Here is a 23,327-nt window from a genome sequence, read left to right on the forward strand (position 1 = left end):
CGGAAGGCGCCCAGACGAACCGGAGACGTGCCCATGGAATCCGCCACCGACACCGCACTGACCTTCCGCGACGCGACCGACGCCGATGTGGACGCCCTCGTCGCGTTGATCCAGTCGGCGTACCGGGGCGAGTCCAGCAGGACCGGGTGGACCACCGAGGCGGACATCCTCCAGGGACAGCGGACCGACCCGGAGGGCGTGCTGGAGGTCATCAAGGCGCCGGACAGCCGGCTGCTCACGGTGGAGCGCGCCGGCCGCGTCGTCGCCTGCTGCCAGCTGGAACACCGCGGCGCGCACGCCTACTTCGGGATGTTCGCGGTCAGCCCCGCCCTCCAGGGCGCCGGACTCGGCAGGACGATCATCGCGGAGGCGGAGCGCCAGGCCCGCGAGACCTGGGGCGTGAGCGAGATGCACATGACGGTGATCTCCGTGCGGGAGGACCTGATCGCCTGGTACGAGCGGCGCGGCTACCGTCGTACGGGACGGATGACGCCCTTCCCGTACGGCGACGAGCGCTTCGGCGTTCCGCAGCGGGACGACCTGGAGTTCGAGCTGCTGGTGAAGGAGCTGGTCTGACGGCTCACGCCGTGAAGCGGCCGGTGCGCTTGATCTCCGGGTAGTCGGTGGTGGCGCCGTCGAGTCCCAGGGCCCGTACCAGTCTGAGGTGGTCCTGGGTGTTCACCACCCAGCCGATGATCCGCAGCCCGGCCTTCCGCGCCCGCTCCACGGTCTCCAGCGTGAGCCGGCGGATGTTGAGGCAGACGGTCGAGGCACCGGCCTCGACCGCCCGGTCGACTATGTCGGGGCCGTAGCGGCTGGCGATGAGCGCCGTGCGCACCCCGGGCACCAGGCGGGCGATCTCCACGATCGCCTCGTCGTGGAACGAGGACACCTCGACCCGCTCGGCCAGGTCCCGTCCGTTCATCACCCCGGCCAGCGCACGGGCGGCCCGAGCGTCCTTGATCTCGGCCTGGAGCGGTGCCCGGACGGCGTCGAGCACCTCCTCGAAGACGGGAATCCGCTCACCCCGCCCGGCGTCCAGGGCGCGCAGCTCGGCGAGGGTCTTGTCGGCGATCGCGCCCGTGCCGTCCGTGGTGCGGTCCACCTCCGTGTCGTGCATGACGACGAGCGCGCCGTCCTTGCTCAGATGCAGATCGAGTTCGATGACGTCGAGGCCCGCCTCCTGGGCGGCGACGAAGGACCGGAGGGTGTTCTCGGGCTCGACACCCATGACTCCGCGGTGACCGATGGTGAGGAAGTTCAAGATCCGACTCGCTTCCGTCGACGGCGGCGGGGGCCGCGTTCCTACGGCCTTCCTGGACCGTATCGCCTGTGCCCGCCGCGTCCAGAGGCTGAACCCGGATCGCAGACACCGTCGCCCACCCCGGTGTCGCACAGGAAAAAATGCGGTGAAGCCGGGGGTGGGGCAGGATAATTTCCCGAGGCGCCCCTTGCTGGGAGAAACCTCGTATGTATACGGTCTCCATACGCGAGGTTCTCCCGTGGAGGATGGGACATGACGGAAATTCTTGTGCAGGTGGGTGCCGAAGGACAGGTTCCTCCGGCGACCAGGGTGGTGGAGCACCCGGCATGGCCCGTGCTCAAGGATGCCGTGGAGCGGATCCGGCCCTGGCAGTCCAAGGACGGTTCGATCGACTTCGACGCCGACGGAGCCCCGGACCGCGCCGACGCCGAGCGCGCGGTGCGCGCCGTGACCGGCGCCGTCGAGGAGCTCTCCCCGCTGCTCCCGCACGACCGTGCCTACCACGGGGCCCTGGTGAAGGACCTCGTCCGCTGGGCCGACGGCGGCTTCGAGGTGCCCGACTTCCTCGACTCGCTGCTGGCCTTCCAGCCGGCCGCGAGCCGCGCGGACGGCCTCCAGCATCTGGTCGTCTTCCCGATGTACACGCAGAACGGCAACCCCGACCGCAACCTCGAGGCGGTCGTGCTGCGCATGGTCTGGCCCGACTGGCTGGCCGAGCTGGAGCGCACCCGTTACGACAACCCGCTGTTCTGCGGCATCACCTTCGAGGACTTCACCTCGGGCTACGACACCAACTCCGCGGTCCTCTTCCCGGAGACGATCGCGGTGCGCGAGGCCCCCGAGCGGTTCACCTGGGGCGGCATCTTCTGCGACCGCGAGGCCGCCCGCTTCCGGCGCGTCACCGAGGCCGCGGTCGACGTCCTGGGCCTGGAGCTGCCCGAGGACGTCGCCGCCATGGTGCACGACCAGAAGCGCTGCGAAGAGGCGTTCGTGCTCTGGGACATGGTCCACGACCGCACCCACAGCCACGGCGACCTGCCGTTCGACCCGTTCATGATCAAGCAGCGCCAGCCGTTCTGGATGTACGGCCTGGAGGAGCTGCGCTGCGACCTCACCGCCTTCAAGGAGGCCGTGAAGCTGGCCGGCGACGGCGTCCCGCAGGCCCGTGACGTGCAGGTCGCGGTGCTCTTCGACCGGATGTTCCGCTTCCCCGTCACCGGCGCGCGCGTACGCAACTACGACGGCCTCGGCGGCCAGCTCCTCTTCGCCTACCTGCACAAGCACGACGTCGTCCGCTGGACCGACAACAAGCTCTCCATCGACTGGGAGCGTGCCCCGCAGGTCACCAACCAGCTGTGCGCCGAGATCGAGACGCTGTACCGCGACGGCATCGACCGCCCCAAGCTCGTCCACTGGTTCGCCGGGTACGAGCTGGTCTCCACCTACCTCTCCCCGCACCCGGGCTCCACGTGGGCCAAGGGTCCCGACGCCCTCGACCTGACGCAGCCGCCGCGCAAACTCGTCGATGACGTGCTTCCGGACGAGTTTCCGCTGAGCATGTTCTATGAGGCACTGTCCAAGAAGCTGAAGAACGTGATCGCCTCGACCCGGGGCATCACGGCGGACGGGGCCGAGCGGGTCGCCGCGTGAGCGATCGCGAGACCACAACTGCTCAGGAGGCGGGAATCATGGGGAACGGGGCGCTCGACGGTGCGGTGATCGCGGTGGCCGGAGCGGGGGGACCCGCGGGCCGGGCGGCACTGCTCAGGCTGGCCGAGGCGGGAGCGACCGTCGTCGGCTCGGACAACGACCCGGAGCGGCTGGCGGAGGCCGTGGACGCGGCGCGCTACGCGCACGGCGGCGCCACCGTCACCGGTGACACGGTCGACCTGCTCGACCTGGACTCCACCCGCGAGTGGGCCGCCCGTACCGAGAAGGAGTTCGGCCGGATCGACGGCCTGGTCCACCTCGTCGGCGGCTGGCGCGGCAGTGAGACCTTCACCAAGACGAGCCTGGACGACTGGGACTTCCTGGAGCTGCTGCTGGTGCGCACCGTGCAGCACACCACCCTCGCCTTCCACGAGGCGCTCCAGCGCAGCGACCGCGGCCGGTACGTCCTGATCAGCGCGGCCGGCGCCACCAGGCCCACCGCGGGCAACGCCGCGTACGCGGCCGGCAAGGCCGCCGCCGAGGCGTGGACGCTCGCCATGGCCGACTACTTCCGCAAGGCCGGGGGCGAGCGGGGGCCGACGTCGGCGGCTGCGATCCTGGTGGTGAAGGCGCTGGTGCACGACGCGATGCGCGCCGACCGCCCCAACGCGAAGTTCGCGGGCTTCACGGACGTCAAGGACCTCGCCGAGGCCATCGTCGGCGTCTGGGACAAGCCCGCCGCGGAAGTGAACGGAAACCGTCTGTGGCTGACCGAGAAGCCGTGAACCCACCGAGGACCGACGCGCGTCGTCATCACGACCCGGACGTCCGCGGTTTCGCCAGCGACAACTACGCCGGGGTCCACCCGGAGGTGCTCGCCGCCCTGGCCCTGGCCAACGGCGGGCACCAGGTCGCGTACGGCGAGGACGCGTACACCGAGAACCTCCAGCAGGTGATCCGCAGCCACTTCGGTCCTACGGCCGAGGCGTTCCCGGTGTTCAACGGCACCGGCGCCAACGTCGTCGCGCTCCAGGCGGTCACCGACCGCTGGGGCGCGGTGATCTGCGCGGAGAGCGCCCACATCAACGTGGACGAGGGCGGCGCCCCGGAGCGGGTCGGCGGCATCAAGCTGCTCACCGTGCCGACGCCGGACGGCAAGCTCACCCCCGAGCTGATCGACCGGCAGGCGTACGGCTGGGACGACGAGCACCGCGCGATGCCGCAGGTGGTCTCCATAGCCCAGACCACCGAGCTGGGCACGGTCTACACACCCGACGAGATCCGCGCCATCTGCGAGCACGCCCACGCGCACGGCATGAAGGTGCACGTCGACGGCTCCCGGCTGGCCAACGCCGCCGCCACGCTGGACGTGCCGCTGCGCACCTTCACCAACGCGGTCGGCGTCGACCTGCTCTCGCTGGGCGGCACCAAGAACGGCGCCCTGTTCGGCGAGGCGGTCGTGGTGCTGAACCCGGACGGCATCCGGCACCTGAAGCACCTGCGCAAGCTGTCCATGCAGCTCGCGTCCAAGATGCGCTTCGTCTCGGTGCAGCTGGAGGCCCTGCTCGCCCGTGACCTGTGGCTGCGCAGTGCCCGGCACGCCAACGAGATGGCCCAGCGCCTGGCCGAGGGCGTGCGCGCCGTGCACGGCGTGGAGATCCTCTACCCGGTGCAGGCCAACGCGGTCTTCGCGCGGCTGCCGCACGACGTGAGCGAGCGCCTGCAGAAGCGGTTCCGCTTCTACTTCTGGGACGAGGCGGCCGGCGACGTCCGCTGGATGTGCGCCTTCGACACCACCGAGGACGACGTGGACATGTTCGTGGCCGCGCTCAAGGAGGAGATGGCCCGCCAGTAGTGCATGCATAGATATGCGGTCGACCGGAAATGTATTGACTGCCGGTCGGTCGCATACTTATGCTCTGGCGGCATGCAGCTGATCCAGAAAAACCCGGACCTCTCCGCTTATCTGGCCGCCGATGAGGCGATCGACCATCACCATCCGCTGGTCCGCGAGACGGTGGCGCGGCTTGCCGCCGGGGTGGCCGACTCGTATGAATATGCGCGGGTGGCCTTTGAGTTCGTGCGCGACGCCATCCCGCACTCCCAGGACTCCGGTGATCTCCGGGTCACCTGGCGCGCCTCCGACGTCCTGGAGCAGGGCACCGGCATCTGTTACGCCAAGGCCCACGCGCTGGCCGCGCTGCTGCGGGCCGAGGACATCCCGACCGCGCTGTGCTACCAGAACCTCGGTGTCGTGCACGGTCTGGTCGCCGTGCGGTTCCGCGGTGCCTGGCACCGGCAGGATCCGCGGGGCAACAAGCCCGGGGTGGACGCGCGGTTCTCCCTGGACGGGGAGCGGCTGGCCTTCGATCCCGATCCGGCGTCCGGCGAGATCGACCACCCGGTCCTGTACGCCGCACCGCACCCGGTCGTACTGGACGCCCTGAGGTCCGCCCCGGACCGCCCGCACCTGTGGCGGACACTCCCCATCGCGCTGGGGGACGAGGGCAGTCTGCCGTAGCCGCCGTAGCCGCCGTAGCTGCGGGCAGTCGTGCCGCTGGGGCGGCACGGGTGGGCGATGGGGGTCCCCCGCTCGAGCGGGGCCGAGAGTGGGGGAGGCACCCGGCGAGCGCCGGCGAGCGGTGTTGGTGCGGACCGGGGGGAGTGGCGCAGCCCGGCGCCGACGAGGTGCCGTCGCGCCCACCCGTGCCGCCCTGCGGCACGACTGCCCGCGGCGGGCGGCAGAGGGCGGTCCGTGGCGGGCGGCTGGCGGTTCACGGCGGGCGGCGGCGGGCGGTCCGTGGCGGGCGGCGGCGGGCGGTTCGCGGCGGGTGGGGTGTGCGGCGTGACTGCCCGCGGCTACCGTCAGTGGGCCTCGGCCTGGCGGACCTGTTCCGGGGTCGGGGCCGTGCCGCCGAGGTGGGCCGGCATCCACCAGGTGTCGTCCGGGCCCTTGGGGCGGACTGGATAGGCCCGCTGCGCCGCCTCCAGCAGCTCCTGCACACGTTCGCGCAGCTGCCGGGTGATCGCGCCCGCGTACTTGTCCCTGGACGCCTCGATCGCCTCGCCCACGCGGATGGTGATCGGGGTGTGGCTGCGCCCGAAGTTGCGCGGGTGCCCCTTCGTCCACAGCCGCTGCGTGCCCCACACCGCCATCGGGACCAGAGGCACGCCGGCTTCCTGGGCCAGGCGCGCGGCACCCGACTTGAAGCTCTTCAGCGTGAACGACTGCGAGATCGTCGCCTCCGGGAAGACGCCCACGATCTCCCCCGACCGCAGCGACCGCAGCGCGTGCTCGTACGCCGCCTCGCCCTGCTCGCGGTCCACCGGGATGTGCTTCATGCCGCGCATCAGCGGACCGGAGATCCGGTGCCGGAAGACCGACTCCTTCGCCATGAAACGGACGAGCCGTTTCTGGGGGAGCGCCGCCAGGCCGTTGAAGACGAAGTCCAGGTAGCTGATGTGATTGCTCACCAGCACGGCGCCGCCCGAGCGCGGTATGTTCGCCGACCCCTGGCAGTCGATCTTGAGGTCCCACGCCTTGAACAGAGTGCGGGCGAAACCGACGACGGGCCGGTAGACGAGTTCTGCCATGGGCGGGTTGGAACCCTTCCTTACTCTGCCTGGGAAGGAGGCTCCCAGTCGAAGTTACGCAGCCGTAGGTTTTACGGCTTGTCGCAGATGGTGCCCGAAGAACGGCCGGTGGACCAGCCCTGGTGCCCGGCGTCGGCGAGATTCTCGTCACGTCCACCCCTTGATCCACCTCGGGCTTTGTGCGTACGGGCGGGAATGCCCGGGCTCCCGGCGGTGCTGGACGTCGTTGAACGGGTGATCCGCGGGAGGAGTGCGCGAGTGCGGGACGGGGACGACGGAGGACGGCTCGGTATGCCGGAATCATGGGCCTGGCCAGGAGCCGGACTGGGTGAGCGCGCCACCCTGGTGCAGTTCTCCAGCGCCTTCTGCGCGCCCTGCCGGGCGACCCGGAGGGTGCTCGCCGAGGTGGCCGCGCTGGTGCCGGGCGTGGCCCACGTGGAGATCGACGCCGAGGCCCATCTGGACCTCGTGCGCCGTCTGGAGATCGTGAAGACGCCGACGGTGCTGGTCCTCGACGCGGCCGGCCGGATCGTACGGCGCGCGACCGGACAGCCGCGCAAGGCCGATGTGATCGCCGCGCTCGGGGAGGCCGTGTGAGGGCCGGCCGGGCCGTGGTGAGGCATCTCCCACATCACGGGACCGACTTGACTGTGCATGCCACCCGTCGTCAGCCTGACCCCATGCCTTCGGAACTCCTTCGACCCCGGCGGGTGCCCGGCCGCCCGGCGGCCGCCGCCCGTGCCGCGCGTGTGCGCCGACCGGGCCGGTGAGCAGCCGCGAACCCGTTCGTCACCTCCCGCAGAAGGACGGTTTCATGACGGCCACGTCCGACCCGGGTACCGCCCGCCCCGCCTCGCCCGAGCTGTTGCGCTCCGTCTTCCGCAGGCACGCGGCGGGCGTCGCCGTGATCACCGCGCGCGGTCACCGCGGTCCGGTCGGCTTCACCGCCACCTCCCTGGCCTCCGTCTCCGCCGAGCCCCCGATGCTCTCCTTCGGCATCGGCACCGGGAGCTCGAGCTGGCCGGCGATCGCGACGGGCGACCACGTCGGCGTGCACGTCCTGGGGGAGCACCAGCAGGAGCTGGCGGAGACCTTCGCGCGCAGCGGCGCCGACCGCTTCGGTCCGGCCACCGCCTGGCAGGAGGGGCCGAAGGGGGTTCCGGTGCTGGACGACGTCCCGGCCTGGATGGTGTGCGAGGTGGTGGCCCGGGTGCCCGCCGGTGACCACCGGATCGTGATCGCCGAGGTCCTGCTCGGCGACCCCACCGGCCACGGCCGTCCGCTCCTCTACCACCAGGGACGCTTCCACGGCCTGCGCGACTGAGACGGGGTTCCCCCTGGTCGCGGACCCGTCGAGTTCCGGTTACGCTGCGTTGCGAAGGTCACAGTTCAAAGCGCTTGCTTAGCGGGAAGGAACTGGGTGTACTGACGAGTAATATTTCGTTCGGAGCGCGGGCCGCCCCGACCGGAACCGCCCGCTTCAGGCGCCTATGCTGCCTGCAGGCAGGCAGCCAGAAATGACGATGCAGTAGGAGAGCCGGCGTGAGCTTGAGGATCGTTGTCACCGTGAAGTACGTGCCCGACGCCACTGGCGACCGGCACTTCGCCGATGACCTGACCGTCGACCGGGACGACGTGGACGGTCTGCTCTCCGAACTGGACGAGTACGCGGTCGAGCAGGCGCTGCAGATCTCGGAGAACTCCGACGACGACGTGGAGATCACCGTCCTGACGGTGGGCCCGGAGGACGCCAAGGACGCCCTGCGCAAGGCGCTGTCCATGGGCGCGGACAAGGCGATCCACGTCGAGGACGACGACCTGCACGGCACCGACGCCATCGGCACCTCCCTGGTCCTGGCCAAGGCCGTCGAGAAGGCCGGGTACGACCTGGTCATCTCCGGCATGGCCTCCACCGACGGCACCATGGGCGTCGTACCGGCGCTGCTGGCGGAGCGGCTGGGCGTGCCGCAGGTGACCCTGCTGTCCGAGGTGTCCGTCGAGGACGGCACGGTCAAGGGCCGCCGTGACGGCGACACCGCCTCCGAGCAGCTCGAGGCCTCCCTCCCCGCGGTCGTGTCGGTCACCGACCAGTCGGGCGAGGCCCGTTACCCGTCCTTCAAGGGCATCATGGCGGCCAAGAAGAAGCCGGTTCAGTCCTGGGACCTGTCCGACCTCGACATCGACGAGGACGAGGTCGGCCTGGAGGGCGCCTACACGGTCGTCGAGTCGGCGGCCGAGCGTCCGGCCCGCACCGCCGGCACGATCGTCAAGGACGAGGGCGAGGGCGGCAAGCAGCTCGCCGAGTTCCTCGCGAGCCAGAAGTTCGTCTGAGCCACGGGCTCAACTCGCTTCCCGCCCCTCATACTTCGCAAGCAGGAGAGAAGAAGTCCCATGGCTGAAGTTCTCGTCTACGTCGACCACGTGGACGGTGCCGTCCGCAAGCCCACCCTGGAGCTGCTGACCCTGGCCCGCCGCGTCGGCGAGCCCGTCGCCGTCGCGCTGGGCAACGGCGCCGGTGACACCGCCGCCGCGCTCGCCGAGCACGGCGCGGTGAAGGTCCTCACCGACGAGGCCGCCGAGTACGCCGACTACCTGGTGGTCCCGAAGGTCGACGCGCTGCAGGCCGCCGTCGAGGCCGTCTCCCCGGCCGCCGTGCTGGTGCCCTCCTCCGCCGAGGGCAAGGAGATCGCCGCCCGTCTGGCGCTGCGTCTCGGTTCGGGCGTCATCACCGACGCCGTCGACCTGGAGGCCGGCGACGAGGGCCCGGTGGCCACCCAGTCGGTGTTCGCCGCCTCCTACACCACCAAGTCCCGTGTCTCCAAGGGCACCCCGGTCATCACGGTCAAGCCGAACTCGGCCGCCGTGGAGGCCGCCCCGGCCGCGGGCAGCGTCGAGGCCCTGTCGGTGTCCTTCTCCGCGCAGGCGACCGGCACCAAGGTCACCGGCCGCACGCCGCGCGAGTCGACCGGGCGTCCGGAGCTGACCGAGGCCGCGATCGTGGTCTCCGGTGGCCGCGGTGTCAACGGCGCGGAGAACTTCGCGATCATCGAGGCGCTCGCCGACTCGCTCGGTGCGGCCGTCGGTGCCTCGCGCGCCGCCGTCGACGCCGGCTGGTACCCGCACACCAACCAGGTCGGCCAGACCGGCAAGTCGGTCTCGCCGCAGCTGTACATCGCCTCCGGCATCTCCGGCGCGATCCAGCACCGCGCCGGCATGCAGACCTCGAAGACCATCGTGGCCGTCAACAAGGACGCCGAGGCCCCGATCTTCGACCTGGTCGACTACGGCGTCGTCGGCGACCTGTTCGACGTCGTGCCCCAGCTCACCGAGGAGATCAAGACCCGCAAGGGCTGATCGCCCCGAGCCGTACGAGGCCCCCGCGACCGCACCGGTCGCGGGGGCCTCGGCGCGTCACGGGGTGTCGTGGAAGACCACCGGGGACGGACGTGCGCATGGAGAGGTGGGGGAGCGGACCGGGTCGCAAGATGGTGTTGACCGGGGGAAGCGGGCCCGATAACTTCATTCAACGGATTGTTGATTCCGTATCGCGGAAATTTAGAGGGTGTGGGATGGGGCAGGGGCAGCAGGAGCGGGTGGCGACGAGTCTCGCGGGCGCCGTCACCGAGGAGATCGGCGCCTCCCTCGCGCCGGTCGACGCCGAACTGGAACGCCGTTACCCCGGAGACCCCGGCACCCGCCAGCCCGTCCACACCGTCTACGTCCCCGGCGACGCCTTCGCCGCCGACACCCTCCGCACCTGGGGCGACCGGGCCCTCGCCGCGCTCGACGAACACGCCCCGGACGCCGCCTCCTTCGCCGCCGTCCTCGGACTGGACGGCGCACTGGCCGAGGACGTGTACGGCCGCGTCCGCGCCAAGCTGGAGCGTGAACCGGTCGAGGACCTGCGCGTCGACTTCGAGGACGGCTACGGCAACCGCCCCGACGCCGAGGAGGACGGGGCCGCGGCCCGCGCGGCCCGGCTGATCGCCGAGGCGTACGGTGACGGCACCGCGGCCCCGTACATGGGCATCCGTGTGAAGTGCATGGAGGCCGCCGTCCGCGACCGGGGCATCCGCACCCTCGACATCTTCCTCACCGGCCTCATGGAGGCCGGCGGCCTGCCGGACGGACTGGTCCTGACCCTGCCCAAGGTCACCTATCCCGAGCAGGTCACCGCCATGGCCCGGCTCCTCGACGCCTTCGAGGAGGCGCGCGGCCTCGAACCCGGCCGGATCGGCTTCGAGATCCAGATCGAGACCAGCCAGTCCATCCTCGCCACCGACGGCACCGCCACCGTCGCCCGCATGATCCAGGCCGCCCGGGGCCGCGCCACCGGGCTGCACTACGGCACCTTCGACTACAGCGCCTGCCTCGGCGTCTCCGCCGCGCACCAGGCGAGCGACCACCCGGCCGCCGACCACGCCAAGGCCGTCATGCAGGTCGCCGCCGCGGGCACCGGCGTACGCCTCTCGGACGGCTCCACCAACGTGCTGCCCGTCGGCCCCACGGAGCAGGTCCACGACGCCTGGCGGCTGCACTACGGCCTCACCCGCCGCGCCCTCGCCCGCGCCTACTACCAGGGCTGGGACATGCACCCCGGCCACCTCCCCACCCGCTACGCGGCCGTCTTCGCCTTCTACCGCGAGGGCTTCGCGCAGGCCGCCGCCCGTCTCGCCCGGTACGTCGACCGGGCCGGCGGCGACGTCATGGACGAGCCCGCCACCGCCAGGGCCCTCGCCGGATACCTGCTGCGCGGCCTGGACTGCGGCGCCCTGGACGCCGCCGAGGTGGCACGCCCGACCTCGCTGTCCCGCGCCGACCTGGAGGGCCTCGCGCGGTAGTCCGGGGCGCACCCGCTCGCTCCACCTATCGAATTTCGATCGTTTTCCATCGTGACTCGGTTCGAGGAGGGATGATGGGACGGCTGACCGTACTCGCGCTGCGCACCGTGATGGTGGCACTGCTGGGCGGGGCCGGCCTGACGATCCTGGGCATCGCCCTGGTCGTACCCGTCCTATGGATGCTGCCGGCGCAGACCGTCGCGCGCGACGTCGAGGCGTCGCGGACGCGGGCCGAGCCGGCCGAGGTGATCTGATGCCGACCGCCGTCGACATCGACGTGATGCCGGCCAGGCGGAAGATGTCCGTGGGCGAACTCGCCGAACGCGTCGGCATCACACCGGCCAATCCGGCGGTGCTCAAGAACGGCCGCGCCAAGGCGGTGCGCTTCACGGCCCTCGCCGCGCTCCGCGACGTGCTCGAGTGCCGGCCGGGCGACCTGCCGCGCCGGGAGCCCGACGACGTCCAGCCCTGACCGTCACCCGCGCCCCTGCCTCGGCAGCGGCGCCGGCGGCGCGCCGGTACCGGGACGTCCGTACCGCCCGGACCCCGCATACCGCTCCAGGCCGCAGACCGTGACCAGCTTCTCCTCCGCGAACAGCCGGGTGCCCCGCGCGCACAGCCGGAGGTCGGCGCGGGCCCGTGCGCAGAACTCCTCGGGGGAGACGCCGAACAGCTCCCGCAGTCCGGGCACCTTCACGAGCAGCTCGGTGAGCAGCGCCCGCTGGCCCGGATGGGCGCGCGGGACGCCGGTGCCGTCGTGCAGCACGCCGTGGCGGTTCACGTACGCGTACGCGCCGGGGAGCGTGGAGCCGTCGGCGAGTTCGACGCGCACCTCGGGGGCGGGCAGCCAGGCGCGGTGGAAGTTGCCGTCCGGCCGCGGTGCGCCCTCGCTCGCGTCGATCACCGCGAGCTGCCGGGTGTCGAGCCAGAGGACGAACAGCTCCCGCACCGTCCCCGGGGCACGCACCGGCGAGTGGGACACATAGCCCATACGGCTGACGTGCGCCGAGACACCGATGTCGACGCCCGTCACCCGCGTCCGCACCATCGGCACCGGTGTGATGATCCCGGACCCGGCCATCTTGTGCCGCAGCTGACCGGGGCAGGCGTTGGAGCCGACCGCGAGCACGGGCACGCGGTCCTCGTACACCAGGCGGTCCAGCGGCAGCAGCCGGTCCCCGTTCAGCAGCCCCGAATCCCGCGGCCAGGCGCCCGGATACAGCAGCGGGTGCTCGCGCGGCGCCTTCTCCAGGCCCAGTGCCCGCAGGGTGCGGTCCTCCTCCGACGGCACCGTCCGCTCAGTCCGCCGGGGGCAGCTCGCCGGAGCCGCGGGTGATCAGCCGGGTGGGCAGCTCGATGCGCTCCGGGGCGAGCAGGGTGCCGTCCAGCTGGCGGAACAGCCGCTCGGCCGCGGTCCGGCCGAGGGCCGCCGCGTCCTGGGCGACGACCGTGACACCGGGCTGGAGCAGATCGGCGAGCTCGATGTCGTCGAAGCCGACCAGGGCGACCCGGCGGGTGTGCCCGGCCAGCACCCGGATCACGGTGACCGTCACCCGGTTGTTGCCCGTGAAGATCGCGGTGACGGGGTCCGGTCCGGAGAGCATCTCCTCGGCCGCCCGGCGCACCCGCTCCGGGTCGGTGACGCCCAGCGACATCCAGGACCCCGCCACCGTTATCCCCGCGTCCTCCATGGCGGTCCGGTAGCCGCGCAACCGCTCGGCCGCGGTGTGGATGCGGGGCATGTCGCCGATGAAGCCGATCCTGCGGTGACCGTGCGCGATCAGGTGGCTCACACCGTCGTGGGCACCGCCGTAGTTGTCCGACACGACGACGTCCGCGTCGATGTGCCCGGCCGGACGGTCCACGAAGACGGTGGCGACGCCCGCCTTGATCTCCGGCTCCAGATAGCGGTGGTCGTCCCCGGCCGGGATCACCACCAGACCGTCCACCCGCCGGGCGCACAGCGCCAGCACCAGTTCCTGCTCGCGGTCGGCGTCCTCCGCGCTGGAGCCGTTGATCAGCAGGGCGCCGTGCGCGCGGGCCACCTCCTCGACCGCCCGGCTCAGCGGCCCGTAGAACGGGTCCGCGAGATCCTCCAGCACCAGACCGATGCTGGCGGTGCGGCCCTTGCGCAGCACGCGGGCACTGTCGTTGCGGCGGAAACCGAGCGCGTCGATCGCCTCCTGGACACGGCGCTCCGTCTCCGGCGTGACACCGGGCTCGCCGTTGACCACGCGGGAGACCGTCTTGAGCCCGACCCCGGCACGCGCGGCCACGTCCTTCATCGTCGGACGGTTGCCGTAACGGGTCCCTGGGATGCGGTCGGTGCGGCGGGTCGTCTCCGGCACGGTGCGGTGTCCTGTCCTGTCGGCCACGGGGATGCGTAGGTCCATGGGCTTGTATGAGGATGTGGCGTCGAGCATAGAGCCTGGACAACGTTGTCAGGCTCGGGGACACTGTCCAACGCGCACTCCGGCCCGCGCCTCGCCGCACGGCCGGGCCGTTGCTCGTGCTCCATGTGTTGCCTCGTGGTCGCACATGGTCGTTCTCGGCGATTTTCAGATGTTCCAACGGGGGGATCCGACACTGATGCACACCGACCTCGTGGCCGCGCTCGACATCGGCGGCACCAAGATCGCGGGCGCGCTGGTGGACGGCCGGGGCCGGATCCTGGTCCGCGCCCAGCGGCCGACGCCCGCGCAGGAGAACGGTGAGACCGTGATGCGGGCGGTCGAGGCGGTGCTCGGTGAGCTCACCGTGTCCCCGCTGTGGCACCGTGCCGGCGCGGTGGGCATCGGCAGCGCCGGCCCCGTGGACGCCTCCGCCGGCACGGTGAGCCCGGTCAACGTGCCCGGCTGGCGCGACTACCCGCTCGTCGCCCGGGTCCGGGACACGGCCGGGGGCCTGCCCGTGGAGCTGATCGGCGACGGGGTGGCGATCACGGCCGCCGAACACTGGCAGGGCGCCGCCCGCGGCCACGACAACGCGCTGTGCATGGTCGTCTCGACCGGGGTCGGCGGCGGCCTGGTGCTCGGCGGCCGGCTGCACCCCGGGCCCACCGGCAACGCCGGCCACATCGGCCACATCAGCGTGGACCTCGACGGCGACCTGTGCCCGTGCGGCTCGCGCGGCTGCGTGGAGCGCATCGCGAGCGGCCCCAACATCGCCCGCCGCGCCCTGGACAACGGCTGGCGTCCCGGCCCGGACGGCGACACCTCCGCCGCCGCGGTGGCCGCCGCCGCCCGGGGCGGGGACCCGGTGGCCGTGGCGTCCTTCGAACGGGCGGCCAGGGCGCTGGCCGCCGGGATCGCGGCCACCGCGACACTCGTCGAGATCGACATCGCCGTGATCGGCGGGGGCGTGGGCAAGGCGGGCGAGGTCCTCTTCGCCCCCCTCCGCAAGGCCCTCACCGAGTACGCCACCCTGTCCTTCGTCCAGCGCCTCGCCGTGACCCCGGCCCGGATGGGCACGGACGCGGGCCTGGTGGGTGCGGCGGCGGCAGCACTGGCGGGCAGGACGGACACGGCGGTGGCGGGGGTCTGAGGGCCGGCCCGGGGGGCCGGGCGTGCGTGTTCCCGATGAGGTCCGGGTGTGAGTGTCCGGGTCGGCGGTTCGGACATCGGGGTCGTGGGCGGCACGCGGGGTGCGGGGGCCTTCCGGGCCGGGCGCGGGCGCCGTGACGTTCGGCCGCCGGGGTCCGGAGTCCGCCGCCGGACGCTCTCGGCCGGCCGCCGGCGTCCGGGGCTTCTCGGCGCCGCCTGTCGTGCACGACGCCGTGACGGCCGCCGGGGGCGGCATGGGGAACACGTGCGTGACCCCGAGACCGTTCCGGCAGTTGTGGCGGGTATGAAGAAGCGCAGCATGCTGGCCATCGCCTCCCTCGCCACCGGTTTCGTCGTCGCGGCCGTCTCCCCGTCGCACGCGGTCGCCGACGGCGCCACCTCGCTCGGCGTCGACGACACCCTCAGCACCCTCGACCGGACCGTCGCCGAGGACAACACCCTGGACCTGGACGTCGACCGGGGCACCAAGGCCTGACGAGACCCTCACGACGCGGCCGTACGGCGTCGGCGGTCCCTGGACGACAGGGGCGCCGGCGCCGTTCTCACGCGTTCTCTCCCGGATCTGGTTTCCGTGGCAGGGTGGAGCGGGCAAGCCACAGGGGGCCAACAGAAGAGGGGGAAACGTGATCGTCTGGGTCAACGGCGCGTTCGGTGCGGGAAAGACCACCACCGCGCACGAACTGATCGAGCTGATCCCGAACAGCACGCTCTTCGACCCCGAGGTCATCGGCGGAGCACTGGAACGGCTGCTCCCGCCCAAACGCCTCGCCGAGGTCGGTGACTTCCAGGACCTCCCGGTCTGGCGACGACTCGTGATCGACACGGCGGCCGCGATGCTCGCCGAGCTCGGCGGGACCCTCGTGGTCCCCATGACCCTGCTGCGCCAGGAGTACCGCGACGAGATCTTCGGCGGGCTCGCCGCCCGCCGCATACCGGTGAGGCATGTCCTCCTCGCCCCGGCGGAAACGATCCTGCGTGAGCGCATAGCCGCCCGCGAGCTCCCGGCGGACCTCCCCGACGGCGAGATACGCGTCCGGCAGTGGTCGTACGACCACATCGAACCGTACAAGGCGGCCCTCGCCGCCTGGCTCACCGCCGACGCCTACCCGGTCGACAGCGGAACCCTCAGCCCCTACGAGACCGCCCTGCGGATAGCCGGGGCGGTCGGCAGCGGGGAGGCGCCGGCCTGCGACATCGTGCAGACGCCCGAGCCCACCGCCGAGACGGTCGCCGCCGGGGTGCTGCTCTTCGACGAGCAGGACCGGGTCCTGCTCGTCGACCCGACCTACAAGCCGGGCTGGGAGTTCCCGGGCGGGGTCGTGGAACGCGGTGAGGCCCCCGCGCGTGCGGGCATGCGCGAGGTCGCCGAGGAGACCGGGATCCGCCTCGACGACGTGCCGGCGCTCCTCGTCGTCGACTGGGAGCCGCCCGCGCCACCCGGATTCGGCGGTCTGCGGCTGCTCTTCGACGGCGGCCGTCTCGACTCCGCGGCTGCCGGACGCCTCCTGCTGCCCGGCCCGGAACTGCGCGGCTGGCGCTTCGCCTCCGAGGCCGAGGCCGCCGATCTGCTGCCCCCGGTCCGCTACGAACGGCTGCGCCGGGCCCTGCGGGCACGGGAACGCGGGAAGGCGATGTACCTGGAGGCCGGGGTGCCGGTCGGCTGAGGCCGGGTCGGCGGACGCCTCTCACCGGCCTGCGGCTTCTCTCCCGGGAGAGTCCGAACGCCCAGCCGTGTCAGGGAGTCGTCCGTCTCGGGCAGGGCCGGGCCCCGCCCGGGGGGGGGGGGGGGGGGGGGGGGGGGGGGGGCCGCCGCCCCCCGCGCCGCCCCCCCCCCCCCCCCCCCCCCCCCCCCCCCCCCCCCACGGCGATCAGCTCGCGCCGGACGCGTAGGCGCGCAGGAACAGTGCCTCCGCGACCGACAGCCGCTCGAGCTCGTCGGGGGACACGCTCTCGTTCACCGCGTGGATCCGGGCCTCCGGCTCGCTCAGGCCGATGAGCAGGATCTCCGCCTTCGGGTAGAGGGCGGCGAGGGTGTTGCACAGCGGGATCGAGCCGCCCTGGCCGGCGTACTGCATCTCCTGGCCCGGGTACGCCACCGCCATCGCGTCGGCCATGGCCCGGTAGGCCGGACTGGTGGTGTCCGCGCGGAACGCCTGCCCCTGGCCGATCTGCTCGGTGCTCACCCGCGCACCCCACGGCGTGTGCGCCTCCAGGTGCGCGCGGAGGAGCTTCGTCGCCTCGGCCGCGTCGACGCCCGGCGGCACCCGCAGGCTGATCAGCGCGCGGGCGCTCGCCTGCACCGACGGCGTGGCGCCGACCACCGGCGGGCAGTCGATGCCGAGCACGGTCACCGCCGGACGCGCCCAGATGCGGTCGGCGACCGTGCCGGAACCGATCAGCTCCACACCGTCCAGCACCTTGGCGTCCTCACGGAACTGCTCGTCGTCGTACTGCAGCCGGTCCCACGCCTTTTCGCCGGCCAGCCCGTCGACGGTGGTGCTGCCGTCCTCGGCGCGCAGCGAGTCCAGCACGCGCACCAGCGCGGCCAGCGCGTCCGGCGCGGCCCCGCCGAACTGGCCGGAGTGCAGGTTGCCCTCCAGGGTGTCGATCCGCACCCGGACGAGCGTCATGCCGCGCAGGGTGGAGGTGACCGTCGGCAGACCGGCGCGGAAGTTGCCCGCGTCGCCGATCACGATCGTGTCGGCCGTCAGCAGGTCGGGGTGCTCCTCGGCGTACCGCTCCAGGCCGCCGGTGCCCTGCTCCTCCGAACCCTCGACGATCACCTTGACGTGCACGGGGACGCCGCCGTTCGCCTTCAGCGCCCGCAGCGCCAGCAGGTGCATGATCACGCCGCCCTTGCAGTCGGCGGCCCCGCGCCCGTACCAGCGGCCGTCGCGCTCGGTCAGCTCGAAGGGCGGGGTCACCCAGCCGGCCTCGTCCAGCGGCGGCTGCACGTCGTAGTGCGCGTACAGCAGCACGGTCTTCGCGCCCTCCGGGCCCGGCAGGCAGCCGTACACCGACTGCGTGCCGTCCGGGGTGTCGAGCAGCGCCACGTCCTGGAAGCCCTCGGCGGTGAGCGCGTCCGCGATCCAGTGCGCGGCGCCCTCGCTCTCCTCGCGCGGGAACTGGCCGAAGTCCGCCACCGACTTGAAGGCCACCAGTTCGGTGAGCTCCTCCTTCGCCCTGGGCATCAGCGAGGCGACGGTCGCGGCGACCGGATTCGACGACATGGGCACGCTCCTTGTGGGTGCGACGTTGAAGCTTCTGCGTACTTCTTTGTACGAGATGATCGTGCGGTGTGCGTGAGGACCCGTGTACGGGGCACTTGCGCCGCCGATCCTCCCACAGTGGCCCGAGGTGATCGCCGCCGTAGGATGCGGGAGGACATCAGCGGCAGGCGGCTGGATCGGGAGCAGTAGACCATCGTGAGCAGCGAGAACTCTTCGGCGGACGACGTACAGCAGGTGTGGGACGTCGTCGTGGTGGGCGCGGGACCCGCGGGGGCCTCGGCCGCCTACGCGGCGGCGGTCGCGGGACGGCGCGTGCTGTTGCTGGAGAAGGCGGAGCTGCCGCGCTACAAAACGTGTGGCGGCGGCATCATCGGCCCCTCCCGCGATTCGCTCCCTCCCGGCTTCGAGCTGCCGTTCAAGGACCGGGTGCACGCGGTGACGTTCTCCCACAACGGCCGCTTCAGCCGCACCCGCCGCTCCCGGCAGATGCTGTTCGGGCTGATCAACCGGCCCGAGTTCGACCAGCAGCTCGTGGAGCACGCGCAGAAGGCGGGCGCCGAGCTGCGCACCGGCGTCGCCGTGCAGCGGGTGGAGCAGCACGGCTCGGCCGTACCGGACCGGCGCACGGTCGCCGTCGTCCTGCAGGGCGGCGAGACGGTGCTGGCGCGGGCCGTGGTCGGCGCGGACGGCAGCGCGGGCCGCATAGGGGCCCACGTCGGCGTCAAGCTGGACCAGGTCGACCTGGGTCTGGAGGCGGAGATCCCGGTGCCGCAGACGGTCGCCGAGGACTGGAAGGGGCGGGTGCTCATCGACTGGGGCCCGATGCCCGGCAGTTACGGCTGGGTCTTTCCCAAGGGCGACACGCTCACCGTCGGTGTGATCTCGCGGCGGGGTGAAGGCGCCGCGACCAAGCGCTACTTGGAGGACTTCATCGGGCGGCTCGGCCTCGCCGGCTTCGAACCGAGCATCTCCTCCGGTCACTTGACCCGTTGCCGCGCCGACGACTCGCCGCTGTCGCGCGGGCGGGTGCTGGTGTGCGGGGACGCGGCGGGGCTGCTGGAGCCGTGGACCCGCGAGGGCATCTCCTTCGCGCTGCGCTCGGGCCGGCTGGCGGGGGAGTGGGCGGTGCGGATCGCCGAGGCGCACGACGCCGTGGACACGCGTCGGCAGGCGCTGAACTACGCCTTCGCCGTCAAGGCGGGGCTCGGTGTGGAGATGAGCGTCGGCAAGCGGATGCTGGCCGCGTTCGAGCGGCGTCCGGGGGTGTTCCACGCGGTCCTCACCGGTTTCCGCCCGGCCTGGAAGGCGTTCAAGGACATCACGCGGGGCTCGACGACGCTCGGCGAGCTGGTCCGCACCCACCCGCTGGCGCACCGCGCGCTGATGGCGCTGGACCGGCGTCCCGCGGGCGACGAGGTCAGCTCCTGACCGTGATCCGGAAGACCGGGTGGTCCTGGGCGGCCGCGACGATCTCCTCGTCGGAGGACCGGGCGGTGACCCCCTGGAAGTACTGGTTCACCTCCCAGCCCCACTTCTCCAGGTAGGTGCGCAGGATCGGGAGCTTCTCCTCGTCGGGAAGCTCCACCGCGGTGAAGGCGCGGACCTTGCGTCCCACGCGCAGTTCCCCGCCGCCGGCGGCGCGCATGTTGCGCACCCACTGGGAGTGACCGCGTGCCGAGACCAGGTACTGCCCGCCGTCGTGGGTGTGCGGGTTGACCGGGATGCGCTGCATCCGCCCGCTCTTGCGGCCGCGGACGGACATCTCCGCGGTTCCGGCGAGGCTGACGCCGTGCCGGGCCAGCCAGCCGATGACGCTGTTGAGCCGGATGGCCATGGGGCTGCCCTTGAGGTAGTACGGCGTGGACGACGACATCGGTGACCCCCGGGTCGGAGTGGCGGCAAGAGCGCTGCTCTCTTTTGTGAGCACTGCTCTCGCGGTGCGCCTTCAGTCTGCATGATGTCGGGGCGTCAAAGCAAGAGCAGTGCTCTCTTTTGCGTGCGCCGCTCTTGTTTGTGTGCGCCGATCGTATTCGCGTGCGGCGATCGTGTTTGTGTGCGCCGCTCTCGTTTGTGTGCACTGCTCTGGATCCGTGGAACACTGGCCCGCATGAGCAGCACCGCACATGGCGCCCGCGCCCGGGCCAGGATCGAAGTCACCGCGGCCATCAAGGAAGAGGCCCGCAGACAGCTCGCGAAGGAGGGTGCCGTCAAGCTCTCGCTGCGGGCCGTCGCCCGCGAGCTCGGCATGGCCTCCTCCGCGCTCTACCGCTACTTCCCCAGCCGCGACGACCTGCTGACCGCGCTCATCATCGACGCCTACGACTCCCTCGGTGCGGCGGCCGAAGCGGCCCGGGACGCGGCCGCCGACGTCGGACCGGTGCGGCGCTGGACCGCCGTGTGCGAGGGCGTGCGCGGCTGGGCGCTCGGGCACCCGCACGAGTACGCGCTGATCTACGGCACGCCGGTGCCCGGCTACACCGCGCCCGAGACGACCGTTCCGGCCGCCGCCCGCTCCGCCCTCGTCGTCATCGGCATCCTCCGCGACGCGCACCAGGGCCTCGGCCTCGCCAAGCCCCCGCTGCCGGCCGAGCTGAGGCCCGAGGCCGTGCGCATGGCCGCCGACCTCGCCCCCGACCTGCCGCCCGAGGTGGTGGTGACGATGGTGGCCGCCTGGGCCCAGCTGTTCGGGCTGATCGGGTTCGAGCTGTTCGGGCAGTTCAACCGGGTGGTGGAGGACCGCGACACGTTCTTCCGCCACGCGGCGGGGCAGCTCGCGCACTCCGTGGGTCTGGTGTACCCGCAGCAGGGCCCCGTGGCCGCGCCGGGCGGGCCCGCCGCCGAGCCGTCGTAGGAGGCAGGGCGGACGGACGTACTCCGCCGGGAGTACGTGTGATCACCACGCCGGGCCGACGTCGAACCGGGCGTCCGGCGTCTAGCGTGACGGACATGGACGAGCAGCGCGGACCCGGCGGCGGGCCGCCGGGGTGGTGGCGCCCGGGGAGGCCGCTCCGGCACGGCCCGCCCGGCGGGATCCGCCGGGCCCACGAGGACGACGGGACCTCCGGAGCCCACGGAGCCGCGGCCGCCGACGGCAGCGAGGACCGGCGCCCCCGGTGGCCCTGGCGTTCCACCGTGCTGCTCACGGTGTTCGTGCTGGTCGGATCCGGCTTCGCCGAGCACGCCCAGGAGGGCGAGCGGGTCGCGTTGGACCCCCTCGGGCGGGTCCCGCTGTTCCTGGCGGGCGCGGTCCTGCTGTGGCGCAGGCGTCACCCCGTGCCCGTCGTGTTCGGCACCGTGGCCGCCGTCCTGTTCTACGACGGGGCCGGATACCCGTACGGACCGGTGTTCCTCACCGTCGCCGTCGCCTGCTTCAGCGCCGTCGTCTCGGGGCACCGGCATGCCGCGTGGGCGGCGATGGGGGGCTTCTGAGCGGGACATGTGCTGATCGCCCATGTGCTGTACGGATGGCTGCCGCCCTCCGGCGACCGGGCGCCCTCCTGGAACCAGGAGATCGTGATCGCCACCTGGGCGGTGGCGCTCGTGGCGGTGTCGGAACTGGCCCGGACCCGCCGTGAGCAGTGGGCGCGGGAGCGGGCCGAGCGGGTCCGGGCGGCACGGCGGCGCGCGGACGAGGAGCGGCTGCGGATCGCCCGCGAACCGCACGACGTCCTCGCGCACAGCATCTCCGTCATCAATGTGCAGGCGGGCGTCGGACTCGCCCTGCTGGACAGCGACCCGGAGCAGGCGCGCAGCGCGCTCACCACCATCAAGGCCAAGAGCGAGGAGGCGCTCGGGGAGGTGCGTCAGGTGCTCGGCACACTGCGCGCGCCGGGCGCCGCGCCGCGCGCACCGGCACCCGGCCTGGACCGGCTGCCCGAACTGGTGGAGCAGGCCGCGAGCGCGGGCCTCACCGTGACGGTCGAGGGGGAGCCGCCGCGCCTGCCGCCCGGTGCGGACCTGGCCGCCTTCCGCATCGTCCAGGAGGCCCTCACCAACGTCGTACGGCACTCGGGCTCGCGCGAGGCGCGGGTGCGGATCGAACGGGGCGGGGGGCGGTTGCGGCTGCGCGTCGACGACGACGGGCCCGCCACCGGCGCCGACGCGGGCGGCAGCGGGAACGGGCGCGCCGGGATGCGGGAGCGGGCCGCCGCGCTGGATGGCACCATCGAGGCGGGCCCGCGCCCGGACGGCGGCTTCCGGGTGCTCGCCGTACTGCCGATCGAGGCCGAGGAGGACGGGTGATCCGCGTACTGCTCGCCGACGACCAGTCACTGGTCCGGGCGGGATTCCGCGCGCTGCTGGACGCGCAGCCGGACATCGAGGTGGCCGGGAGGCGTCCGACGGCGAGGAGGCGGTGCGGCTGATCCGCGAACGGCGGCCCGACGTCGTGCTCATGGACATCCGGATGCCCGTGCTCGACGGTCTCGCCGCGACCCGCCGGGTCACCGGGGACGCGGGGCTGGGGGACGTGAAGGTGGTCATGCTCACCACCTTCGAGCTGGACGAGTACGTCTTCGAGGCGATCCGCTCGGGAGCCTCGGGCTTCCTGGTCAAGGACACCGAGCCGGAGGAACTGCTGCGCGCGGTGCGGGCGGTGGTCGGCGGTGACGCGCTGCTGTCGCCCGGGGTGACGCGCCGGCTGATCGCGGAGTTCGCGGCCCGTTCCAAGGAACCGGCCGCCGCCGGCGCCCTGTCCAGGCTCACCGGGCGGGAGCGGGAGGTCATGGCGCTGGTCGGCATCGGCCTGTCCAACGAGGAGATCGCCCGCCGTCTGGTCGTCAGCCCGCTCACCGCCAAGACCCACGTCAGCCGCACCATGGTGAAACTGGGCGCCCGCGACCGGGCCCAACTGGTCGTGCTGGCCTATGAGTCGGGGCTGGTACGGCCCGGCTGGCTGGGCTGAGCCGCCCGCCGGAACCTGACCAGTACGGATACCGTGCGGACGGCGAACAGCACGGTCGCGAGCAGTGATCCGGTGTGGCGCAGCACCGTCTCGAAGGTGCCCGGCAGCTCGAAGAGCAGAGCAGGCCCCGCCACGGCCCCGAGGACGACCGCCGCCGCGAACGCCGCGCTGCACAGCGCGTACCCGGTTTCCACGGTGATCGCGTCCCGCTCGGCCCGGCTCCGCCGTCCCTCGTACCCCGTCACGCCGCCCCCTCGCATCCGGCCACCCGAGGAGTGAAAC

The 23,327-nt window shown here is 72.4% G+C and carries 24 protein-coding genes and 2 pseudogenes; 19 read left to right on the plus strand and 7 right to left on the minus strand.

Annotated elements, in window-relative coordinates:
- Positions 1–33: 33 nt before the first annotated feature.
- The gene (locus tag ACIA6T_RS20320; RefSeq protein WP_399447857.1) at positions 34–576 is read left to right on the plus strand and encodes a GNAT family N-acetyltransferase; all 543 of its coding nucleotides are present in this window, start codon (positions 34–36) and stop codon (positions 574–576) included.
- 4 nt (positions 577–580) lie between these two features.
- On the opposite strand, the gene ACIA6T_RS20325 is transcribed toward ACIA6T_RS20320, so the two are convergent.
- Entirely contained in the window at positions 581–1,264 is a 684-nt protein-coding gene (locus ACIA6T_RS20325; RefSeq protein ID WP_399447858.1) for a glycerophosphodiester phosphodiesterase, read from the minus strand.
- Between the two features lie 252 nt (positions 1,265–1,516).
- Between ACIA6T_RS20325 and ACIA6T_RS20330 the strand changes: the two genes are divergently transcribed.
- The 4 genes from ACIA6T_RS20330 (at position 1,517) to ACIA6T_RS20345 (ending at position 5,435) form a co-directional block, all read left to right on the plus strand.
- The gene (locus ACIA6T_RS20330; protein ID WP_399447859.1) at positions 1,517–2,914 is read left to right on the plus strand and encodes a DUF6421 family protein; all 1,398 of its coding nucleotides are present in this window, start codon (positions 1,517–1,519) and stop codon (positions 2,912–2,914) included.
- A 38-nt stretch (positions 2,915–2,952) separates the two neighbouring features.
- A complete protein-coding gene (locus ACIA6T_RS20335) occupies positions 2,953–3,699 on the plus strand; it encodes an SDR family NAD(P)-dependent oxidoreductase (RefSeq protein ID WP_399447860.1) in 747 nt (248 codons plus the stop codon).
- Positions 3,696–4,769 carry a threonine aldolase family protein gene (locus ACIA6T_RS20340; protein WP_399447861.1) on the plus strand — a complete coding sequence of 358 codons (1,074 nt, stop codon included), beginning with the start codon at positions 3,696–3,698 and terminating at the stop codon, positions 4,767–4,769. Before ACIA6T_RS20335 ends, ACIA6T_RS20340 begins: the two co-directional genes overlap by 4 nt.
- A gap of 72 nt (positions 4,770–4,841) precedes the next feature.
- Complete coding sequence (locus tag ACIA6T_RS20345; RefSeq protein WP_399447862.1) at positions 4,842–5,435, plus strand: transglutaminase domain-containing protein; 594 nt, start codon at positions 4,842–4,844, stop codon at positions 5,433–5,435.
- Between the two features lie 344 nt (positions 5,436–5,779).
- On the opposite strand, the gene ACIA6T_RS20350 is transcribed toward ACIA6T_RS20345, so the two are convergent.
- Positions 5,780–6,508, minus strand: a complete 729-nt coding sequence (locus ACIA6T_RS20350) for a lysophospholipid acyltransferase family protein (protein ID WP_399447863.1) — start codon at positions 6,506–6,508, stop codon at positions 5,780–5,782.
- Positions 6,509–6,703: 195 nt separating this feature from the next.
- Between ACIA6T_RS20350 and ACIA6T_RS20355 the strand changes: the two genes are divergently transcribed.
- From ACIA6T_RS20355 to ACIA6T_RS20385, 7 genes are all read left to right on the plus strand, one after another.
- On the plus strand, positions 6,704–7,105 hold the full coding sequence (locus tag ACIA6T_RS20355) for a thioredoxin family protein (protein ID WP_399447864.1): 402 nt from the start codon (positions 6,704–6,706) through the stop codon (positions 7,103–7,105).
- Between the two features lie 217 nt (positions 7,106–7,322).
- Complete coding sequence (locus ACIA6T_RS20360) at positions 7,323–7,832, plus strand: flavin reductase family protein (protein ID WP_399447865.1); 510 nt, start codon at positions 7,323–7,325, stop codon at positions 7,830–7,832.
- A gap of 218 nt (positions 7,833–8,050) precedes the next feature.
- Positions 8,051–8,839 carry an electron transfer flavoprotein subunit beta/FixA family protein gene (locus ACIA6T_RS20365; protein ID WP_085571581.1) on the plus strand — a complete coding sequence of 263 codons (789 nt, stop codon included), beginning with the start codon at positions 8,051–8,053 and terminating at the stop codon, positions 8,837–8,839.
- A 60-nt stretch (positions 8,840–8,899) separates the two neighbouring features.
- A complete protein-coding gene (locus tag ACIA6T_RS20370) occupies positions 8,900–9,862 on the plus strand; it encodes an electron transfer flavoprotein subunit alpha/FixB family protein (RefSeq protein WP_399447866.1) in 963 nt (320 codons plus the stop codon).
- A gap of 215 nt (positions 9,863–10,077) precedes the next feature.
- Entirely contained in the window at positions 10,078–11,349 is a 1,272-nt protein-coding gene (locus ACIA6T_RS20375) for a DUF6986 family protein (RefSeq protein ID WP_399447867.1), read from the plus strand.
- Between the two features lie 74 nt (positions 11,350–11,423).
- Positions 11,424–11,603, plus strand: coding sequence for a hypothetical protein (locus ACIA6T_RS20380; RefSeq protein ID WP_399447868.1), 180 nt, complete (start codon positions 11,424–11,426; stop codon positions 11,601–11,603).
- Positions 11,603–11,821, plus strand: a complete 219-nt coding sequence (locus ACIA6T_RS20385; protein WP_399447869.1) for a helix-turn-helix domain-containing protein — start codon at positions 11,603–11,605, stop codon at positions 11,819–11,821. The genes ACIA6T_RS20380 and ACIA6T_RS20385 overlap by 1 nt, the downstream gene beginning before the upstream one ends.
- Positions 11,822–11,824: 3 nt before the next feature.
- On the opposite strand, the gene ACIA6T_RS20390 is transcribed toward ACIA6T_RS20385, so the two are convergent.
- Together ACIA6T_RS20390 and ACIA6T_RS20395 are read right to left on the minus strand one after the other, a co-directional pair.
- Positions 11,825–12,640, minus strand: a complete 816-nt coding sequence (locus ACIA6T_RS20390) for a hypothetical protein (RefSeq protein WP_399447870.1) — start codon at positions 12,638–12,640, stop codon at positions 11,825–11,827.
- A gap of 7 nt (positions 12,641–12,647) precedes the next feature.
- Positions 12,648–13,742, minus strand: coding sequence for a LacI family DNA-binding transcriptional regulator (locus tag ACIA6T_RS20395; RefSeq protein WP_399447871.1), 1,095 nt, complete (start codon positions 13,740–13,742; stop codon positions 12,648–12,650).
- Positions 13,743–13,938: 196 nt separating this feature from the next.
- On the opposite strand from ACIA6T_RS20395, the gene ACIA6T_RS20400 reads away from it, so the two are divergent.
- The 3 genes from ACIA6T_RS20400 to ACIA6T_RS20410 all read left to right on the plus strand — a co-directional run bounded on the left by ACIA6T_RS20400 (position 13,939) and on the right by ACIA6T_RS20410 (position 16,576).
- A complete protein-coding gene (locus ACIA6T_RS20400; RefSeq protein ID WP_399447872.1) occupies positions 13,939–14,892 on the plus strand; it encodes an ROK family protein in 954 nt (317 codons plus the stop codon).
- 303 nt (positions 14,893–15,195) lie between these two features.
- Positions 15,196–15,387: a hypothetical protein gene (locus ACIA6T_RS20405; protein ID WP_399447873.1), complete on the plus strand. Its 192-nt coding sequence runs from the start codon at positions 15,196–15,198 to the stop codon at positions 15,385–15,387.
- A gap of 148 nt (positions 15,388–15,535) precedes the next feature.
- Positions 15,536–16,576: an NUDIX domain-containing protein gene (locus ACIA6T_RS20410; RefSeq protein ID WP_399447874.1), complete on the plus strand. Its 1,041-nt coding sequence runs from the start codon at positions 15,536–15,538 to the stop codon at positions 16,574–16,576.
- 204 nt (positions 16,577–16,780) lie between these two features.
- On the opposite strand, the gene ACIA6T_RS20415 is transcribed toward ACIA6T_RS20410, so the two are convergent.
- The gene (locus ACIA6T_RS20415; protein WP_399447875.1) at positions 16,781–18,142 is read right to left on the minus strand and encodes a dipeptidase; all 1,362 of its coding nucleotides are present in this window, start codon (positions 18,140–18,142) and stop codon (positions 16,781–16,783) included.
- Between the two features lie 195 nt (positions 18,143–18,337).
- Between ACIA6T_RS20415 and ACIA6T_RS20420 the strand changes: the two genes are divergently transcribed.
- Positions 18,338–19,570, plus strand: coding sequence for a geranylgeranyl reductase family protein (locus ACIA6T_RS20420; protein WP_399447876.1), 1,233 nt, complete (start codon positions 18,338–18,340; stop codon positions 19,568–19,570).
- Here the strand turns inward: ACIA6T_RS20420 and ACIA6T_RS20425 are convergent.
- Entirely contained in the window at positions 19,560–20,015 is a 456-nt protein-coding gene (locus tag ACIA6T_RS20425) for a nitroreductase family deazaflavin-dependent oxidoreductase (protein WP_399447877.1), read from the minus strand. The genes ACIA6T_RS20420 and ACIA6T_RS20425 overlap by 11 nt on opposite strands.
- A gap of 234 nt (positions 20,016–20,249) precedes the next feature.
- Here ACIA6T_RS20425 and ACIA6T_RS20430 point away from each other — a divergent pair, with 234 nt between their 5' ends.
- The 3 genes and pseudogenes from ACIA6T_RS20430 to ACIA6T_RS20440 all read left to right on the plus strand — a co-directional run bounded on the left by ACIA6T_RS20430 (position 20,250) and on the right by ACIA6T_RS20440 (position 23,045).
- On the plus strand, positions 20,250–20,993 hold the full coding sequence (locus ACIA6T_RS20430; RefSeq protein ID WP_399447878.1) for a TetR/AcrR family transcriptional regulator: 744 nt from the start codon (positions 20,250–20,252) through the stop codon (positions 20,991–20,993).
- A 95-nt stretch (positions 20,994–21,088) separates the two neighbouring features.
- Positions 21,089–22,384: pseudogene (locus ACIA6T_RS20435) on the plus strand (sensor histidine kinase).
- A pseudogene (locus ACIA6T_RS20440) lies at positions 22,381–23,045 on the plus strand (response regulator). The pseudogenes ACIA6T_RS20435 and ACIA6T_RS20440 overlap by 4 nt, the downstream one beginning before the upstream one ends.
- Here the strand turns inward: ACIA6T_RS20440 and ACIA6T_RS20445 are convergent.
- Positions 23,006–23,290, minus strand: a complete 285-nt coding sequence (locus tag ACIA6T_RS20445) for a DUF6332 family protein (RefSeq protein WP_399447879.1) — start codon at positions 23,288–23,290, stop codon at positions 23,006–23,008. The pseudogene ACIA6T_RS20440 and the gene ACIA6T_RS20445 overlap by 40 nt on opposite strands.
- Between the last annotated feature and the right edge of the window lie 37 nt (positions 23,291–23,327).

Source organism: Streptomyces sp. NPDC051740 (assembly GCF_044453165.1).
Classification (GTDB): Bacteria; Actinomycetota; Actinomycetes; order Streptomycetales; family Streptomycetaceae; genus Streptomyces; species Streptomyces atrovirens.